This window comes from Streptococcus sp. VT 162 (assembly GCA_000688775.2).
Classification (GTDB): Bacteria; Bacillota; Bacilli; order Lactobacillales; family Streptococcaceae; genus Streptococcus.
On the sequence record CP007628.2, the window covers coordinates 1,734,284 to 1,752,879 of the forward strand.

General features: G+C 43.1%; 17 protein-coding genes. 2 read left to right on the forward strand and 15 right to left on the reverse strand.

Annotation, left to right across the window (positions count from 1 at the left end; all coding sequences use genetic code 11):
• Nucleotides 1-11: 11 nt before the first annotated feature.
• The 4 genes from V470_08580 to V470_08595 form a co-directional block, all read right to left on the reverse strand.
• Nucleotides 12-515: an acid phosphatase gene (locus V470_08580; protein AHZ48465.1), complete on the reverse strand. Its 504-nt coding sequence runs from the start codon at nt 513-515 to the stop codon at nt 12-14.
• Nucleotides 516-611: 96 nt separating this feature from the next.
• Nucleotides 612-2,372 carry an ABC transporter gene (locus tag V470_08585; GenBank protein AHZ48466.1) on the reverse strand — a complete coding sequence of 587 codons (1,761 nt, stop codon included), beginning with the start codon at nt 2,370-2,372 and terminating at the stop codon, nt 612-614.
• The gene (locus tag V470_08590) at nt 2,362-4,131 is read right to left on the reverse strand and encodes a multidrug ABC transporter ATP-binding protein (GenBank protein AHZ48467.1); all 1,770 of its coding nucleotides are present in this window, start codon (nt 4,129-4,131) and stop codon (nt 2,362-2,364) included. Before V470_08590 ends, V470_08585 begins: the two co-directional genes overlap by 11 nt.
• Nucleotides 4,115-4,576 (reverse strand): MarR family transcriptional regulator, encoded by a 462-nt coding sequence (locus V470_08595; GenBank protein ID AHZ48468.1) that lies wholly within the window; start codon nt 4,574-4,576, stop codon nt 4,115-4,117. The genes V470_08590 and V470_08595 overlap by 17 nt, the downstream gene beginning before the upstream one ends.
• 193 nt (nt 4,577-4,769) lie before the next feature.
• On the opposite strand from V470_08595, the gene V470_08600 reads away from it, so the two are divergent.
• Nucleotides 4,770-5,474, forward strand: coding sequence for a prophage pi3 protein 59 (locus V470_08600; protein AHZ48469.1), 705 nt, complete (start codon nt 4,770-4,772; stop codon nt 5,472-5,474).
• 63 nt (nt 5,475-5,537) lie between these two features.
• Here the strand turns inward: V470_08600 and V470_08605 are convergent, their stop codons facing one another.
• Both V470_08605 and V470_08610 read right to left on the reverse strand, forming a co-directional pair.
• Nucleotides 5,538-6,254 (reverse strand): hypothetical protein, encoded by a 717-nt coding sequence (locus V470_08605; GenBank protein ID AHZ48470.1) that lies wholly within the window; start codon nt 6,252-6,254, stop codon nt 5,538-5,540.
• A 212-nt stretch (nt 6,255-6,466) separates the two neighbouring features.
• Nucleotides 6,467-7,837: a multidrug transporter MatE gene (locus tag V470_08610; GenBank protein ID AHZ48471.1), complete on the reverse strand. Its 1,371-nt coding sequence runs from the start codon at nt 7,835-7,837 to the stop codon at nt 6,467-6,469.
• A gap of 109 nt (nt 7,838-7,946) precedes the next feature.
• On the opposite strand from V470_08610, the gene V470_08615 reads away from it, so the two are divergent.
• On the forward strand, nt 7,947-8,501 hold the full coding sequence (locus tag V470_08615) for a GNAT family acetyltransferase (protein AHZ48472.1): 555 nt from the start codon (nt 7,947-7,949) through the stop codon (nt 8,499-8,501).
• Between the two features lie 129 nt (nt 8,502-8,630).
• On the opposite strand, the gene V470_08620 is transcribed toward V470_08615, so the two are convergent.
• The 9 genes from V470_08620 to V470_08665 all read right to left on the reverse strand — a co-directional run bounded on the left by V470_08620 (nt 8,631) and on the right by V470_08665 (nt 18,566).
• Nucleotides 8,631-8,825 (reverse strand): hypothetical protein, encoded by a 195-nt coding sequence (locus V470_08620; protein ID AHZ48473.1) that lies wholly within the window; start codon nt 8,823-8,825, stop codon nt 8,631-8,633.
• 169 nt (nt 8,826-8,994) lie between these two features.
• Nucleotides 8,995-10,146 carry a recombinase RecA gene (locus tag V470_08625; GenBank protein AHZ48474.1) on the reverse strand — a complete coding sequence of 384 codons (1,152 nt, stop codon included), beginning with the start codon at nt 10,144-10,146 and terminating at the stop codon, nt 8,995-8,997.
• 54 nt (nt 10,147-10,200) lie between these two features.
• Nucleotides 10,201-11,457 (reverse strand): damage-inducible protein CinA, encoded by a 1,257-nt coding sequence (locus V470_08630; GenBank protein AHZ48475.1) that lies wholly within the window; start codon nt 11,455-11,457, stop codon nt 10,201-10,203.
• 72 nt (nt 11,458-11,529) lie between these two features.
• Nucleotides 11,530-12,570 (reverse strand): LytR family transcriptional regulator, encoded by a 1,041-nt coding sequence (locus V470_08635; GenBank protein ID AHZ48476.1) that lies wholly within the window; start codon nt 12,568-12,570, stop codon nt 11,530-11,532.
• A gap of 4 nt (nt 12,571-12,574) precedes the next feature.
• On the reverse strand, nt 12,575-13,096 hold the full coding sequence (locus V470_08640) for a GNAT family acetyltransferase (protein ID AHZ48477.1): 522 nt from the start codon (nt 13,094-13,096) through the stop codon (nt 12,575-12,577).
• The gene (locus V470_08645; GenBank protein AHZ48478.1) at nt 13,086-13,529 is read right to left on the reverse strand and encodes a hydrolase; all 444 of its coding nucleotides are present in this window, start codon (nt 13,527-13,529) and stop codon (nt 13,086-13,088) included. The genes V470_08640 and V470_08645 overlap by 11 nt, the downstream gene beginning before the upstream one ends.
• An 83-nt stretch (nt 13,530-13,612) precedes the next feature.
• Complete coding sequence (locus tag V470_08650; GenBank protein ID AHZ48479.1) at nt 13,613-14,233, reverse strand: hypothetical protein; 621 nt, start codon at nt 14,231-14,233, stop codon at nt 13,613-13,615.
• A 137-nt stretch (nt 14,234-14,370) separates the two neighbouring features.
• Nucleotides 14,371-14,790, reverse strand: a complete 420-nt coding sequence (locus V470_08660; GenBank protein ID AHZ48480.1) for a nucleoside diphosphate kinase — start codon at nt 14,788-14,790, stop codon at nt 14,371-14,373.
• A 110-nt stretch (nt 14,791-14,900) separates the two neighbouring features.
• Nucleotides 14,901-18,566 (reverse strand): DNA-directed RNA polymerase subunit beta', encoded by a 3,666-nt coding sequence (locus tag V470_08665; protein ID AHZ48481.1) that lies wholly within the window; start codon nt 18,564-18,566, stop codon nt 14,901-14,903.
• Between the last annotated feature and the right edge of the window lie 30 nt (nt 18,567-18,596).

An 18,596-nucleotide genomic window follows, 5' to 3' on the forward strand; every position in this document is an offset into this window, starting at 1 on the left:
TAACTTACATGTCAGAATAGGAAGAAAAAGAATCCCCACACCATACCACAAGCATAGCCAACCAAGACATCCTTGGGATAATGAACACCCCCTAAAACCCTCACCAAGCCCAGCAAAGCTGAGAAGAGCAAGCATGCTAAGCCAACAGGTAGACTAGCATGCAGACTGGCCATGGAGATGATGGTTGCCGAAAAAACATGGCGACTGGGCATCGACTGTCCCGAACTATCCTTTTCAAGCAGGGGACAGATATCCCAAGTTTCATAAGGCCGCGGGTGATTGATTCTCTTACGAAAAAGAGACAAAATCACAAAACCTGATGCAGGAATAAGCACATAAACCCCAACTTGCTGACCCAGTCCCAGTTTCAGATAAGTAGTGACTAGCAAAGTCAAATAGACCAGAGGCATAGCGACTGTCATCAAGCGATTAAAACTGCGTAACAGAAATAGAAGGGTGGGATGGCTGGTGAGCCTGGAGCTGGTATTTCGATACCATTCTTGATAATTTTTCATTAAATTTCTCATTCATTACCTTGTTTTCGTCTACAGATGAGACGTTTGTCTTCTAGTATAGTGCAGAAAAAGAAGGCCGTCAAGCCTTCTTTTGATTTATTCTTCTGCTTCGTCTTCTGTAAATTGACTATTGTACAAGTCAGCGTAGAAGCCACCTTGCGCCATCAGCTCCTCATGGTTGCCTTGTTCGATGATATTGCCATCTTTCATGACAAGAATCAAGTCGGCATTACGAATAGTTGACAAGCGGTGGGCGATGACAAAGGAAGTTCGACCCTCCATCAAACGGTCCATGGCTTTTTGAATCAACTCCTCCGTACGTGTGTCGACTGAAGATGTCGCTTCATCTAAAATCAAGAGTGGTGCATCCTTGAGAAGCGCACGAGCAATGGTCAAGAGTTGTTTTTGCCCAACAGACAAGGTCACAGTGTCATCCAAAACAGTATCGTAGCCATCTGGCAAAGTCATGATAAAGTGGTGGATTCCCACAGCCTTGCTGGCTTCCATCATTCGTTCATCACTGATGTCTGTCTGATTATAGATCAGGTTCTCTCGAATCGTTCCCTCAAAGAGCCAAGTATCTTGCAAGACCATTGAAAAGGCATCGTGTACTTCTGAGCGCTTCATGTCCTTGGTATCCACACCATCAATGCGGATACTTCCCTTATCTATCTCATAGAACTTCATCAAAAGATTGACAATGGTTGTCTTCCCAGCCCCAGTCGGTCCAACAATAGCAACCTTCTGACCTGCATGAGATGTCGCAGAAAAGTCATGGATAATGGTGCGATCTGGTGTATATCCAAAGGATACATGATCAAAGACTACTTCCCCTTTCATGTTGCTCAATTGTCTTTCCTTATGAGATTCATCTTGCATCTCTGCTTCAGCCAAAAATTCTAATACACGAGTCATGGCTGCACTCGCTTGTTGCAAGCTCGTAATCCCTTGGGCAATCTGTGACAGAGGTTGGGAGAAGGTCCGTACGTAAACCATAAAGGCCACAATAATCCCTATAGTGATATGCCCTTCTAACGCCAGCGCGGCCCCAACGATGATGACTAAGACATAACTAAAGTTCCCAACAAAGAACATGGCTGGCATCATGATACCAGAGATAAACTGAGATTTCCAGATACTATCATGCAAGTCCTGGTTTAAACCTGCAAATCTCGCTTTGGAGGTGTCCACTGCGTTGTAGCTGGTCACTACATTGTGGCCAGAGTACATTTCTTCTACGTAACCATTGACGGCCGCTAGATTATTTTGTTGGGCTTTAAAATAACCCTGTGACTTGGCCATGATTACGGAAACCGCCGCAAAACCAACAAGGGTTGATACAACGGTTACCAATGCCAAAATCCAGTTCATCCCAAACATGGTCACCAAGACAGCAATCAACAAGAAACTAGCTGAAAGAACTGTCCCTAGACTTTGGTTGAGAGATTGCGCTGCTGTATCCACATCATTGGTCACGCGCGAAAGGGTATCTCCTTGTGAATGACGGTCAAAATAGCCAAGTGGCAAACGATTAATCTTTTCAGCGATAGCCGTCCGCAAGCGTTTTGAAAAATGCTGAATACTCGTTGAAAAGATATAGGCCTGTGTATAATTAAGGATAGCTCCAAATACATAGAGAATCACTAAAAAGCTAGCAATGTTTGACACAGCTACCAAGTCGATTTCTGTAGCCAAGCCATCTGAAATCAAGTTAGTAATTTCTTTAATCTTAGTTGGACCATAAACGGTAATGATACTTGAAATGACTGCAGCCACAACTGCTATTAGGAGAGGGAGTTGGAGGCCTGCCATATAAGGTTTGCACTGTTTCCAGACCGAAACTTTTTTATTTTCCATGTTCCAATTCCTCCTTCGATAGTTGTGAGTAGGCAATTTCTTGGTAGACTTCGTTGGTAGCAAGAAGTTCCTTGTGGGTGCCTTGTCCCACGACTTTACCTTGATCCAAAACTAAGATCAGGTCGGCGTCCATAATGGTAGAAATCCGTTGCGCTACGATGAGCTTGGTCATGGATTTTGTTTTCTCAGCTAGCTCTTGGCGAAGGACACGATCTGTCTCGTAGTCCAAGGCTGAGAAAGAGTCATCAAAGATGAGAATCTCTGGTTTACGAGCCAAGGCACGCGCAATGGCCAAACGCTGTCTTTGACCTCCTGAGAAGTTGGTTCCACCTTGGGCTACTTCTGATGCAAGACCTGCTTCCTTGTCCTCGATAAATGCTTTAGACTGGGCCAATTCAAGGGCTTGCCACATAGCAGCTTCGCTTAGAGGAGTTTCTTTGCTCTTACCAAAGTCTAGATTGCCCTTGACATCTCCTGAGAAGAGGACTGCTTTTTGTGGAATATAGCCGACCTTATTGCGCAAATCTTCCAAATTGTAATCTTGTACATTGACACCATCCACTAGGATTTCTCCATCAGAAACGTCGTAAAAACGAGGCAAGAGGTTGACTAGAGTGGACTTACCTGATCCAGTCGATCCAATGAAGGCCACGGTTTGACCCGCTTCTGCCTTGAAGCTGACATGCTCCACAACTGCTTCTGAATTTTTAGAGTAGCGGAAAGTCACATCACGGAATTCCACTTGTCCCTGAACTGAAGGATTCGCTGTCTGTGCATGACTAGGATTCTCAATAGAAGAATGCAGATCCAATACTTGATTGATACGTCCTGCCGAAACCAAGGTACGAGGAAGAACGATAAAGAGCGCTCCCATGAGAAGGAAGCCCATCACGACCTGCATAGCATAGGACATGAAGACCACCATGTCGCTAAAAAGGGGCAGACGATCTGTCAAGCTAGCGTCGTTGATGATATAGGCACCAATCCAGTAAATAGCTAAGGTCAAACCACTGGAAATTGCCATCATAATCGGGTTCATAATCGCCATCAATCGATTGACAAAGAGATTGAGACGTGTTACCTCATCGTTGGCTGCTTCAAATTTCTTATCTTGGTAATCTTCCGCATTGTATGCACGAACAACTCGAATCCCAGTCAAACTTTCACGAGTGATGCTATTGAGTTTATCTGTCAATTTTTGGATGACCGATTGTTTTGGAAAGGCCAGAGTCATGAGAACAGTTGTCATTAGAACATTGACGATAACAGCTACCACTACTGCCCAGAGCCAGTATTCGGACTTACCAAGGATTTTTCCAATGGCCCAGATAGCCATAATCGGCCCACGAGTCACTACCTGTAATCCCATGGTAAAGAGCATCTGTACCTGTGTGATATCATTGGTCGTCCGAGTCAAAAGACTTGGGATTGAAAAACGTTTGATTTCCGTTTGCGAAAAATCTAGAACACGATTAAAAACATCTCTTCGCAAGTGAGTCGTGTAAGACGCTGCAACACGAGAAGCAAAAAATCCAACTGTTACAGAAGACAGAAAGGCTAGGAGAGATAATCCCATCATCTTGGCAGCAGGAGACCATAGTTGTCCTAACTCCGTACCCGGTGTTCCAATCAATTCTGTTATTTCTGAAATATAGGTCGGCACTTCTAACTCGAGATAGACCGAGAAACAAGTGAAAAGAACAGTGAGTAGGATCATCCCCCACTCTTTTCCTGTAATACGTTTAGCAAGTTTCTTCATTCTCTCCTCCTATTCTTTCTACATTAGCCTGTAGTTGTCCGAGAACTTCTTCAAAAACGGCTAGCTTTTCCTTTGAAATTCCTTCCAGTAGGCTCCTGGCAATCCGATCAAAAAGTGCCTTAACTTCTTGCATCTGAGATCGTGATTTATCGGTCAAACAAACAAGTTTCGCTCGTTTATCACTTGGACTGGCCTCTAACTCGACCAAACCATTTTGTACCATACGCTTGACCAAGTTGCTAGCAACTGACTTGGTGATATTGAGTTCTTGTTCAATATCCTTGATAAGCGTTAATTCTTGATTATGCTCACGACGATCTAAAAACTGCAGAACCTGCCCTTGCGGTCCCCCCATAAATTCAATACCGCAACGTTTGGCTTCTTTCTGCAACATTAGGTGAATCTGGTACCCAAAACGTTTAAAAATCAACAACGATTTGTCCATGATTGCTCCCTTCTCATGATTTTATATAGTTCTCTGGAGAACTAATTTAGTTTCCATGAGAACTATTTTATCATTTTCAGAAAAGATGTCAAGAAAAAAGTTTCCTAGAGAACTATTTTAGTTTAAATTGACATTAGGCAATATTTTTTCTATAATAAGCACTAACTACTGTGGATAGAAATCCATTCACTCAATGAAGGGAGAAAACGTTCAAATGAAACCAGAAGAACAAAGAGTTTTAGGAATCTTAGCAACCATTTTTGGAGCCATCGCACTTTTAGGATCTTGGATCCCATTTATTAACTATCTATCGTTTTTCATCGCCATCGTCGCATTTATCTTGGGAATTATCGGCCTTATCGTCAACCTCAAAAAACGGAAAACAATGGCCATTATCGGAACATCCCTTGCAGTTGCTTCAGTTGTACTTTTCTTTACGACCCAGGTACTGTACGCTAATGTCTACAAAGAGTTTGTCAGGGAGTTTAACCGTTCCTACAGCGAGGCGAGTGCCTCAATGGAACGCGAAGAAGAGAGCGACTTGACAGATGATAGCGCCTATTCCATCCCAGAGGAGGAAGAAAACGATACCTTCACCTGGACCCAGGAACAGTTCGACGCCTTAATCGAAGGTGACCTTGATAACAAAGGAAAAGGTGGCACCAACTACAAGGATATTATCAAAAAACACGGACTACCAGACTCCGAGTTTGACTCCACTATCGGAGGTTACGATACGAGAAAAATCACCTATATCTCCATTGGAGACAAGATCAAGACCGTTACCTTAACTTTTGCAAAACAGGACAATGGACAGCTCTTGCTCGTTCAAAAACATGCAGTCGGTCTAGGTCTAGAAAAAAGCAAGAAACAAAACGATTCTGAAACTAGAGTCTAAGTTCAAATATCAAAAAAACGAACAGCTAGTATAACTGTTCGTTTTTCTATTAGAATCCATCTACTAGAATCCATCTACGTTAGTATAGACCTTTTGTACGTCTTCATCGTCCTCAAGAACGCTGTAAAGTTTTTCAAAGGTTTCAAGGTCTTCGCCTGACAATTCCACTTCAGACTGAGGAATCATTTCCAATTCAGTCACTTGGAATTCTTCGATGCCAGACTCACGAAGGGCAACGATAGCCTTGTGGAGGTCTGTTGGAGCTGTGTAAACCGTGATTGTTCCTTCTTCTGCTTCTACATCGTCCACATCCACATCTGCTTCGAGCAATTGCTCAAAGACCGCATCAGCGTCCTCACCTGCAAATACGATCACACCCTTGTTATCAAAGAGGTATGAAACTGAACCTGAAGCACCCATGTTTCCGCCGTTTTTACCAAAAGCTGCACGGACATTAGCTGCGGTACGGTTGACGTTTGATGTCAAGGTGTCCACGATCAACATGGATCCATTTGGCCCAAAGCCTTCATAACGTCCTTCTGTAAAGGTTTCATCTGTGTTTCCTTTTGCTTTATCAATCGCTTTATCGATAACGTGTTTTGGCACTTGGGCTTGTTTGGCACGATCGATAACGAATTTCAAAGCTGTGTTTGATTCTGGATCTGGATCACCTTTTTTAGCTGCTACATAGATTTCTACACCAAATTTTGCATATACTTTAGAGTTAGCTCCATCTTTAGCCGTTTTCTTGGCTACGATATTGGCCCATTTACGTCCCATTAGGAATCTCCTTTTTTCACATTTTAATCTTTCTTATTATAACACAAGTTTTTTCGATTTTCACTAGAGGAAATGGATTTTATTTTATACTCAATGAAAATCAAAGAGCAAACTAGGAAGCTTAGGAAGCTAGCCGCAGGCTGTACTTGAGTACGGCAAGGCTAAGCTGACACGGTTTGAATTTGATTTTCGAAGAGTATTAGCAAATCCAGCTAGGAGTGTCCTTTAGCTACCAAGATTGCCTTGCCTTCTTTTATCAGGGGATGGCGGAAAAGTGAGAAGTACAGTTGGGTGGTCATGGCAACCCAGATAAGGGGTTCGCAAAGGATGACTCCCCTATAGCCCGCCCAAGGGATAATCAAAACCACAAAAACGATTTTCCCGATTAGTTCTATAAAGCTAGAAACTAGAGGGAGGACTTTCTGACCCAATCCCTGCAAGCAATTGCGATAAATCAGCAAAAGGCTCAAAATCGGATAAAAGACTGAACTGATTTGCAGGTAGAGACTACCGTTTTCTACCAAGTAAGTATCTGTTGAACTGGCCAAGAAGGAAACCAAGGTCGGACTAGCAAAAATGAGGAAAATACAAACAAAACCTGCCCAGGACATGCTCAAACGACTCCCAATACCAAGACCTTGAACAATGCGGTCTGGTCGCTTGGCCCCGAGATTTTGAGAGGCAAAGGTCGTCATAGCAGAAGAAATAGCCGTCATCGGAAGGAGAGCAAAAGCCATAATGCGTCGAGCTGCCGTCTGGGCACTAATAATCACAGCTCCAAAGGTATTAACCGAAGATTGTAAAATCACACTACCGATAGACACAATGGAACTCATCAAACCCATGGCCAAACCTTGCTCCAAAAGATCCGCATACAAGGCCTTGTCCCATTTAAAATGCTTGAGTTGAGGAAGCAGTTCTGGAACACTCTTACGGATATAGAAAAAGCAAAGAACCGCTGACAAGCCTTGCGAAATGATGGTAGCAAGCCCTGCGGATTGAACTCCCAGATGCAGTTGCGTAATGAAATACAAATCCAGAACCACATTGACTAAGGCAGAGAAAATCAGAAAGCCAAGCGCAGCAAGACTATCACCAATAGACCGCAACAAACCTGCAAAGAGGTTATAGGCAAAGCTGACGCCTACACAAGTCACAATCATAGAAATATATTGATAGGATTGAGGAAGGATTTCTACAGGAGTATCTAAATATTGCAAGAGAGGATACAGACCGACAAATCCCATCAGCATGACCACAATACTCAAAAGAGCACCTAAAATCCAGGTGGCTGCTACTGCTTCCTTGATCTTTGTAAAATTACGAGCCCCATAATAGCGGGCAATGACGATCCCCATGCCATTTCCAACACCAAGCGTAAAGCCTATAATCAAGTCAAAAATGGCAGTTGTCGCCCCTACTGCTGCCAAGGAATCTTGACCAAGAAATCGTCCAACAATCAAGACGTCAGCTGTATTATAGAGCTGTTGGAAAATATTTGACAGCAAGATTGGAAAGGCAAAGCTTAACAGCGCAGGAAGAATAGGACCATGTATCAAGTCCACGGATCGTTTCTTATTCATAAAGCTATTATATCAGCTTTCTAAAGGAGCGACAAGGCTCTATCACTAAGTTTGCAATCAATTGCTTACAGAGAGACAATTTGCTATAATCAAGAAAAGGAGTTCATTTATGAGTTTGACCAGTCAATTAATTACCGATGTATTTCCTGATCTGGATAAGGTTGAAAAGCTAAACAAAGAAGCTTTTCCCGAGGAAGAACGAGTCCCTCTGTCTGAGTTCTTGCGCTATCAGGACCGAGAAGACGCCCACTTTTTTGCTTTTTATAACCAAGAAGAGTTTGTCGGCTTTGCTTTTGCCATCTCCAATCCAAAGGCCTTCTATATCAGTTTTTTTGCCATTATGCCCCACTTGAGAAGCCACGGGTATGGAAAGGAAATCATCGAAAAGCTGACTGATTTTTACCAGCGAACCATGTTATTGGAAGTCGAGCGATTGGATGAAGAATGCGATAACTTGGAGCAGAGGAAGGCTAGAATGGACTTCTATCGCCAAAATGGCTTTAAATCAGCCAACGCTTTTCTAGAGTACGATGGTTTGAGTTTTGAAATTCTCTACCGAGGCGACTATTTTGACGAAGAGGCCTATCGCGACATCTTCCAAAAGTTACAAAATGAACATTATTTTGACTTTCATATAGAGTATCGTCGTTTTAGTGACCATTAAACAGGACTTATCCATCCGGTGAAGAACCTCTCTTTTTCGATAGAAGCTACATATAAAAATGCATGCAATCTACGATTACATGCATTTTTTATTTTCAACTGATCAGAATAAACTTTTATTCTCTATGGTTTAAGCTTCTGCATTGCCTTCTGGAAGAAGGAAGTAGAGAACAGCATAAGCTAAGATTCCAGAACCACCAAGTAGGGTGAAGATGATCCAAAGTGCACGAACAAGTGTGTGGTCCATGTTAAAGTAGTCACCGATACCTGCACAAACACCAGCAATCTTTTTGTCTTGTACGTTACGAACAAGGCGTTTTTCCATTATAGTAGTCTCCTTTTTATAGAATGATTTAATTTTATCATCAAATTAAAAAAATTGCAAGAGTTTTTTTAATTTTTTTGATTAAATACTCTTTTATTACGCTTTTGAAGCTTATGGAGAATTAATAATTAAACATAAAAAGCAGAGAAGGACTTCTCCGCTTTTATTTTTAATCTTCAATTTCGATTTCAAGTCCGTCGCCTAGGTCAAGCGTTACTTCTTGGTTAGGTGCTAAATCTTCCGCAACAGTGGTAGGAGTTGTCCCTTCTTCATCTTCAATCAAGCCATATTGAACACGGACTTGATGGTCAATGGCATCAAAGATTTCTGGGTGATCCGCCAAGTATTTCTTAGCATTTTCAGATCCTTGTCCGATTTTTTCACCCTTGTAAGAGTACCATGCTCCCGCTTTTTGGATGATATCGAGATCACTTGCAATCTTCAAGAGCTCACCAGTCTTAGAAATCCCTTCTCCGTACATGATTTCAACAAAGGCTTCCTTAAATGGTGGAGCCACCTTGTTTTTCACGACCTTGATCTTGGTTTCCTTACCGACATTGGTATCTTTTTGGTCACCAGTTCCTTTGATTTGTGTGCTTCCACGAACATCCAAACGGACTGAAGCATAAAATTTCAGAGCACGTCCACCTGGAGTTGTTTCTGGGTTTCCAAACATGACTCCAACTTTTTCACGCAATTGGTTGATAAAGATAGCAATTGTTTTGGTCTTATTGATCGAAGCACCAAGTTTACGCATGGCCTGGCTCATCATACGAGCTTGCAAACCAACGTGGCTGTCTCCAATATCCCCATCGATTTCTGCACGAGGCACAAGGGCCGCAACTGAGTCAATAACGACAAGGTCAACTGCACCTGAGTCAATCAATTTCCCTGCAATTTCAAGACCTTGCTCACCTGAGTCTGGTTGTGACAAGAGCAATTCGTCAATGTTCACACCAAGGGCTGCTGCATAGGCTGGATCAAGGGCATGTTCCGCATCGATAAAGGCAGCGATACCGCCTTCTTTTTGTGCTTGCGCAACAGCGTGAAGGGCAACCGTTGTCTTACCAGATGATTCTGGTCCATAGATTTCGATGATACGTCCTTTAGGATAACCACCTGAACCAAGAGCAATGTCCAGAGCCAATGAGCCTGAGCTCATCACTTGCACCTTTTGCTCCGCACGCTCACCCAAGCGCATGATTGAGCCTTTACCAAAGTCTTTCTCAATCAATTTAAGAGCATCGTTCAATGCTTTTTCGCGGTCTGCTCCAAATTTTTTCCCAATTTCATCTAATTTTTTTGTTGGTTTTTTCGCCATTTTGTTCTCCTATATTCTACTGGTCCTTAGACCTATCTTTCATTATACCAAAATTTAGTCACTTAATAAAGCCTTGCGAACTAGGTTAAAGGCATGCATGACCGCAATATGTCGAACATCTGCTCGACTCCGTCCTGCAATATTGGCCTTGATCACCTCTGTCCCTTTTGCATGTGCCAATCCAATAAAAACTGTACCAGCTGGATGCCCCTCTAGGCTATCTGGCCCTGCCACACCCGTCAAACTAACTCCATAATCAGACTGAGTCTTGATCCGTGCCTGCTCTGCCATTTTTCGAGCCGTAAACCCAGAAACAACCCCGTGTTCTTTTAGCTCTTGCTCGGAAATATCCAACATCTTGGACTTTTCTTCTAGGCTGTAAGTGACAAAACCGCCATTAAAGATTGCTGAGACGCCCGAAAAGTCTGCTAATGTCGCTTGAAAGAGACCTGCCGTCAAGCTTTCTGCCGCAGTAATGCTTTTCTGTCTCTTCTTTAGCTCTTCTACAACGACACTTGCGAGACTGGTTTCTTCCCCATATCCATAACAGATGTCTCGTAGAGAAATTCCCTCGAAAGTTTGGCGACTCAAGATTTGATTTTCTAAGATATCCAGTGCTTGATCAGCCCTTTCTTGACTAACTGCTTTTGTAGACAAACGCAAGGTCACTTCTCCCGTCTTGGCATACGGCGCCAAGGTCGGATCGGTTTGATGGTCAATCAAATCCGCCAAAATGGTCACCAACTGACTCTCCCCAATTCCAAAGAAACGGAGCACTCGTGAGTATAACTTGGTACCAGTCATTAACTTGGGTAAGAGTTGATTTAAGACCATGGGTTTCAATTCACCAGGTGGTCCTGGGAGGACCACGTAGGTCACGCCATCCACTTCTGACACCCCTCCTACTGCTAAACCTGTCTCATTTGGCAGTGGAGTCGCCCCTTCTACAATTTGGGCTTGGCGCTCATTATTCGGTGTCCGAGCATAGTCAGGTCTATGAGCAAAGAAAATATCCAGTTTCTCTTGCGCTTGAGGGTCAAACACTAGATCTTTTCCCAAAAATTTTGCCAGGGTTTGTTTGGTCAAATCATCCTCGGTTGGTCCCAAGCCCCCTGTCAAAATCACAAGATTACTACGTTGACTCGCAATCTCAAGCAAGGACAAAAGACGAGCTTCATTATCTCCAACAGCTGTTTGGAAGTAGACATCTACCCCGATTTCGGCTAGTTTCTCTGATAAAAACTGAGCATTGGTATTGACAATCTGCCCTGTTAAAATTTCTGTTCCAACAGCAATAATTTCTGCTTTCATGTTTCCTCCTACTTATCTATTCGAATTTTTTTGAAAAAATCGCAGGAAATTTCCCACGATTTGATTCTTTTCTTATTCTGCTTCTTCGTTTGAAGCGTTCGTACTGGTTGAAGGTGCTGTCCGACCAAAGGCTGTTTCGTACAGTACCGCATTGGTTTCCAATTCTGTCACTGGCTCTTTACCTAGTGAACGACGCAAGAGATTTTGCATCTCGAGCATATGTTCTGAAGTGACAATCTGATAAGAAATTCCCTGTAGCTCAGCGTCTTCCCCACGCAATTGATGCGTTTCGATATTCTTGAAGGAATCTTGATAGCCGAGCAATTGTGGAATGCTCTTAGCTGACAAGTCCACATTGGTCTGCATGTTATCACTCAAAGCTTTGAGGATACCTTGATAATGACTCACACTGTTTAGGCTCAAAACCTTCTCAACGATTTTTTGAATGACTTCACGTTGACGTTTTTGACGACCATAGTCTCCTTCTGGGTCTTGGTAACGCATCCGTGAATACACCAGAGCTTCCTCACCATTCAAGGTTTGTTCTCCAACACCGATGGAAATCTTATTAAACTCTTCTTGGTCAGCAATCGAAATTGGGAAACCGAGTGTATTGTTGACGGTAATTCCACCAACTGCATCCACCAATTGTTGAAGCCCCTGCATGTTAACCATCACATAGCGGTCAATGTGGATATTCATCATCTTTTGAATAGTAGAAATTGCAAGTTCCGCACCACCATTAGCATAGGCGGCATTGAGTTTAGCTTCCTGAACTTGACCGTTTCCAGTCTCAATCTTGGTCAAAATATCCCGTTCCAAACTCATCATTGTGGTTTTCTTTGTTTTGGGATTAACCGTCAAGAGAATCATGGAATCACTATTTCCCGCCCACGGGTCTGTACGTTCCACATTTCCCGTATCTACCCCCATCAAGAGGATAGTCAGAGGCTCCGTCGCTTCGATAACGTTGGTTTCTTCCCCGATTTTTTTGTAAGTCTTTTTACTTAGGGTTTCTGTTCCCTGTTGGTAGATGGTATAGCCATAAACCGCTACACCTAAAACTGTTACTGCTAGGAAACCTAGCACCATTCCAATTAATTTTTTAATCATCTCGTTATTTATTTATCAGCTTGCCCATAAGACAAACATCTAAAAATATCCCTTCTGCTAAATAGGCTCCTCTTTCTTGTAAGCCTTCTGTGATAAATCCCATTTTTGAATAGAGGTGGATCGCAGCCTCGTTTCGTTTTTGTACACTAAGTTGCAAACGGCGCAAGACGCCACTGACTTTAGCCCACTCGATGCCTTCTTCTAGAAGTATAGTCGCCAAGCCTTGGTTCCAGAATTTCTTTCGAACTGCTAGAAAAACATCACCGATATGTCGAACTCTTAAATGTTGGTCTGCTGTGATATTTAAGACTCCTGCAATCTCATCATTCAGTAAGGCGAGGAGAGTAATTTGATTCTCTGATGCAGCTTGTTTTTCGATAAAAAGAGCCATTTCAGAAGCTGTCATTATGATACCATTTTCATCCAAGCTGGTAAAATCTGTCTCTTGACCGACACAATCTAAAAATGCAATTAAGGCTGTAGCATCTGAAATCTCTGCTTCACGAATACACAACTCATACTCCATCTTGAAGCTCCTTGATAAGTTGTTCAGCCCGAGAGCCATGAGCCGTAAAATGAAGACAACGACCCTCAGCTTCTTTCAAGATTTCCAACTCCAAGTAAGAATCTGGTAAATCTTCACCCAAAAGATGCCCCCACTCAATAACAGTCACACCACCACCAAAGAGAAACTCATCCAAGTCAATAGAATCAGCATCACCTTCGATACGGTAGACATCCAAGTGGTAAAGTGGCAAACGCCCCTCATACTCTCTAACAATGGTATAGGTTGGACTTTTAATCATCTGACGGATATCCAAGCCCTTAGCAAGGCCCTTAGTAAAGGTTGTTTTACCCGCACCCAACTCTCCAGTCAAGATCAGAACATCGTCTTTTTGAAGCAAATGACCTAATCTTTCTCCGAGAGTTAGAAGTTCTTCTTCATTTTTTGTGTGCATGCTACTATTATACCAAAAAGTTTTCTTTTGTGTGAATTTTCTTTATGGACTTACTATAACAATTTTGAAAGATTCTCCTCCACTTAAAAGAATACAACTATTGAAAAAACAAACAGGATATCCCGAATCAGGTGTCCATAAAAGGAGATTTCCCTTTGAATACATTTTGGAAAAAGGAAACGTGCGCATAGAAAACCAACACTGATATAAAGGAGAATCGAGGAAATCACTAAGGGATTCCTCAAGAAAACCATCGTAGCTAGAACGGAAATGACGACCGTTTTCTTTTTATTTAGGTGATTTTCTATATCGCGAAAAATTTTATCAAAAGGTAAGAAAATCAATAGATCTACTCCTAGCAAGAAAAAGAAGGAGGGTAAAAAGAGGTCAACCAATTCTTGCTGCAATTTGCTAGTGGTTTGGATGCTTTCTGAGAGAACCAGACAGGTTGCCAGAAGATTGACTACTAAAAGGAGGCAATAAACAAGACTCACTTTCTTTTGAACATGTAAAATACTGTGCCTAGACTGGTCTGCTGTATGGAAATAATTTATCCCAGCACACAAGACAGAAATTCCTACAATCAAAATCAAAAAATAAGCATTGGTCTGCTTCAAAGATAAAAAGGATTCTTTCCATAATAGACAACTAGAAAAACTAATCTGGATGACCGCAGCCAACAATAATAGGCGAATTGATTTTATCATTTCTTATCCCTCCATATAAGGGATTATACCCTGTAAGGAGGGTGAAATGAAGAATGCCCTCTCAAGTGTTCTTTTTTTATGCTCAACTGACCAAAAAACAGCTCTGTTGTGTACAGAACTGTTCTTTTACCAGTCTAATCCTTAAACCAGAGGGCGATTTCTCGTTTAGCTGACTCTTCTGAATCTGATCCATGTACCACGTTTTGAATGACTTGATTTTCTCCTGCCGCCTTAGCAAAATCTCCCCGGATAGTTCCTGGCAGAGCTTCTTCTGGACGAGTAGCACCCATCATGGTCCGCCAAGTTTCAATCACTTTCGGACCTGATAGAATGCCCACCACTACTGGTCCTGAGGTCATAAACTGACGGATAGGAGGATAAAAACTTTTTTCAACCAAGTCTTGATAGTGCTGGTCAATCAAATCTTCTGAAACTGCTGAACGTAACTCTAATTTTTCGAGTTTGAAACCTCGTTGTTCCATTCTTTGCAGAATTTCGCCAACCAGCCCTCTTTTCACACCATCTGGCTTAATGATAAAGAATGTTTGTTCCATATGGACACCTCCTTGGCATTTTAGTTCTTCTATTCTACCATACTTTATGAAAAAGTGGGAAAATTTTCTGAAATAAAACAAAGAGAACCCAAAGGTTCTCTTGTTTGCTTTTATTCTACTGTTTCTTCAACTTGGATTTCCACAACTTCCTCTACAGGAGCAAGTTCTGCCTCTTCTTGTTCTGGAGCCAGATATTCTGCTTCATTGATAGCCTGTGGTTCAAGGTTACGGTAGCGAGCCATACCAGTACCAGCTGGGATGATTTTACCGATGATAACATTTTCTTTAAGTCCAAGAAGATGATCTTTCTTACCACGGATGGCCGCATCAGTAAGGACACGAGTTGTTTCCTGGAAGGAAGCCGCTGACAAGAAACTATTTGTTTCAAGTGAAGCTTTGGTGATTCCCATAAGAACTGGGCGACCAGTCGCTGGAACTCCACCTGCGATAAGAACATCCTTGTTAGCATCTGTAAAGTCGTTGATATCCATGAGGGTACCCATGAGGAGCTCTGTGTCACCTGGATCCATGACACGAACTTTACGGATCATTTGACGAACCATTACCTCGATGTGTTTGTCACCGATTTCTACCCCTTGACTACGGTAAACTTTTTGTACTTCACCGAGAAGGTAGGTTTCAACTGACAAGACATCACGAACAGCAAGGAGACGTTTTGGTTGGATAGAACCTTCTGTAAGAGCTGCACCGCGAGAGACTTGGTCTCCAACTTCGACACGCATACGTGCTGTAAATGGAACCACGTACTCACCTTCGCCAGTTTCACCCTTAACAAAGACTTTCTTGGTACGAGTTGACGCGTCTTCTTCGATAGCTGTAACTTGTCCTTTGACCTCTGTGATGACGGCTTCCCCTTTAGGATTGCGGGCTTCAAAGATTTCTTGGACACGAGGAAGACCCTGAGTGATATCGGTATTTGAGGCAACCCCACCCGTGTGGAAGGTACGCATTGTAAGCTGTGTACCAGGTTCCCCGATAGATTGGGCAGCGATTGTACCAACTGCTTCACCAACTTCAACCGCATCACCAGTCGCCAAGTTGATACCATAACAGTGACGGCAGACACCATGACGAGTGTTACATGTAAATACAGAACGGATAGTGACTTCTTCCACACCAGCATTGACAATTTCACGCGCCTTGTCTTCTGTAATCAACTCATTTGGACCGATGATTACTGCACCAGTTTCTGGATGTTTAACAGTTTTCTTAGTGTAACGACCGTTGAGGCGTTCTTCGAGAGACTCGATCATCTCTTTTCCTTCTGCGATAGAACGAATCAAGAGACCACGGTCTGTTCCACAGTCGTCCTCACGGATGATAACGTCTTGGGCAACGTCAACCAAACGACGAGTCAAGTAACCTGAGTCGGCTGTCTTAAGGGCCGTATCGGTCATACCTTTACGGGCACCGTGAGTTGAGAAGAACATTTCGAGTACTGACAAACCTTCGCGGAAGTTTGAAAGGATTGGCAATTCCATGATACGTCCGTTCGGAGCGGCCATCAGACCACGCATACCGGCAAGCTGTGAGAAGTTTGAGATGTTACCACGGGCTCCAGAGTCCATCATCATAACGATTGGGTTCTTAGGATCTTGGTTGGCAACCAAACGTTTCTCTAATTTTTCACGGGCTGCACGCCATTCAGCTGTAACAGCGTTGTAGCGCTCGTCGTCTGTGATCATACCACGACGGAATTGTTTGGTGATTTGTTCTACACGTTTGTGTGATTCTTCGATGATTTCAGCCTTGTCTTCAACAACTGGGATATCGGCAATACCCACTGTCAAACCTGCAAGAGTTGAGTGGTGGTATCCGAGGTTCTTCATGCGGTCAAGTAGGGCAGAAGTTTCTGTCGTACGGAAACGTTTGAAGATTTCAGCGATGATATTCCCAAGATTTTTCTTCTTGAATGGAGGGTTGAGTTCAAGATTGCTGATTGCTTCCTTGATATCTCCACCTAGTGGCAAGAAGTATTTAGCTGGAACACCTTCTGTTAAGTTGGCATTTGTTGGTTCTTGCAAGTAAGGCAGACCCTCTGGCATGATGTCGTTGAAGAGGATTTTACCAACTGTTGTCAGCAAGACCTTGTGTTTTTGCTCTTCTGTCCATGGTTTGTTAAGGCTGTCTGTTGCAATACCAACACGTGAGTGGAGGTGAACATAACCATTGCGGTATGCCATAACCGCTTCGTCACGGTCTTTGAAGACCATTCCTTCACCTTCACGACCAGCTTCTTCCATGGTCAAGTAGTAGTTACCCAAAACCATGTCCTGAGATGGAGTAACAACTGGTTTACCATCTTTCGGGTTCAAGATATGCTCAGCAGCCAACATCAAGATACGAGCTTCTGCTTGAGCTTCTTCTGAAAGCGGTACGTGGATGGCCATTTGGTCCCCGTCAAAGTCGGCATTGTAGGCTTCACAGACAAGTGGGTGCAAGCGAAGGGCTTTACCGTCAATCAAGACAGGCTCAAAGGCTTGGATACCCAAACGGTGAAGGGTCGGTGCGCGGTTCAAAAGTACTGGGTGTTCTTTGATTACTTCTTCAAGAATGTCCCAGATACGTTCATCTCCGCGTTCCACCAAGCGTTTAGCAGCTTTTACGTTTTGAACGATATCACGCGCAACGATTTCACGCATGACGAATGGTTTAAAGAGCTCAATCGCCATTTCACGTGGCACACCACATTGGTACATCTTAAGAGTTGGACCAACGGCGATAACGGAACGTCCTGAGAAGTCAACACGTTTACCGAGCAAGTTTTGACGGAAGCGTCCTTGTTTCCCTTTAAGCATGTGGCTCAATGATTTCAGTGGACGGCTACCTGGTCCTGTGATCGGACGACCACGACGACCGTTGTCAATCAAAGCGTCAACCGCTTCTTGAAGCATACGCTTCTCATTTTGAACGATGATACCTGGTGCATTCAACTCAAGCAAACGAGCCAAACGGTTGTTACGGTTGATAACACGGCGGTAAAGGTCGTTCAAGTCAGATGAGGCAAAACGGCCACCATCCAACTGCAACATTGGACGAAGATCTGGTGGAATAACCGGAAGGATGTTGAGAATCATCCATTCAGGTTTGTTACCAGACTTGTAAAAGGCATCCAAAACATCCAAACGACGGATAGCTTTGACACGTTTTTGTCCAGTAGCTGTTTTCAACTCTTCTTTGAGTTCAGCAATTTCTTTTTCAAGATCTACTTGTTTCAAAAGGTCTTGGATGGCTTCGGCACCCATTTTGGCAACGAATGAACCATAACCATACTCACGCAAGCGCTCACGGTATTCGCGCTCTGTCATGATAGACTTGTGCTCAAGCGGTGTATCCTTCGGATCAATTACCACGTAAGCTGCAAAGTAGATAACTTCCTCGAGGGCACGAGGGCTCATATCAAGAGTCAAGCCCATACGACTTGGAATCCCCTTGAAATACCAGATGTGAGATACAGGAGCTTTCAACTCGATGTGCCCCATACGCTCACGACGAACTTTTGTACGCGTTACTTCAACCCCACAGCGGTCACAAACAATCCCTCTGTAACGAATGCGTTTGTACTTACCACAAGCACATTCCCAGTCTTTTGTAGGACCAAAGATGACTTCGTCAAAGAGTCCTTCACGTTCTGGTTTCAACGTACGGTAATTGATTGTTTCAGGTTTTTTGACTTCTCCATAAGACCATGAACGGACTTTGCTTGGAGAAGCTAGAGTGATTTGCATACTTTTAAAACGATTTACATCAACCACTATTTCTTCCCTTTCTATTCTAAGTGAACT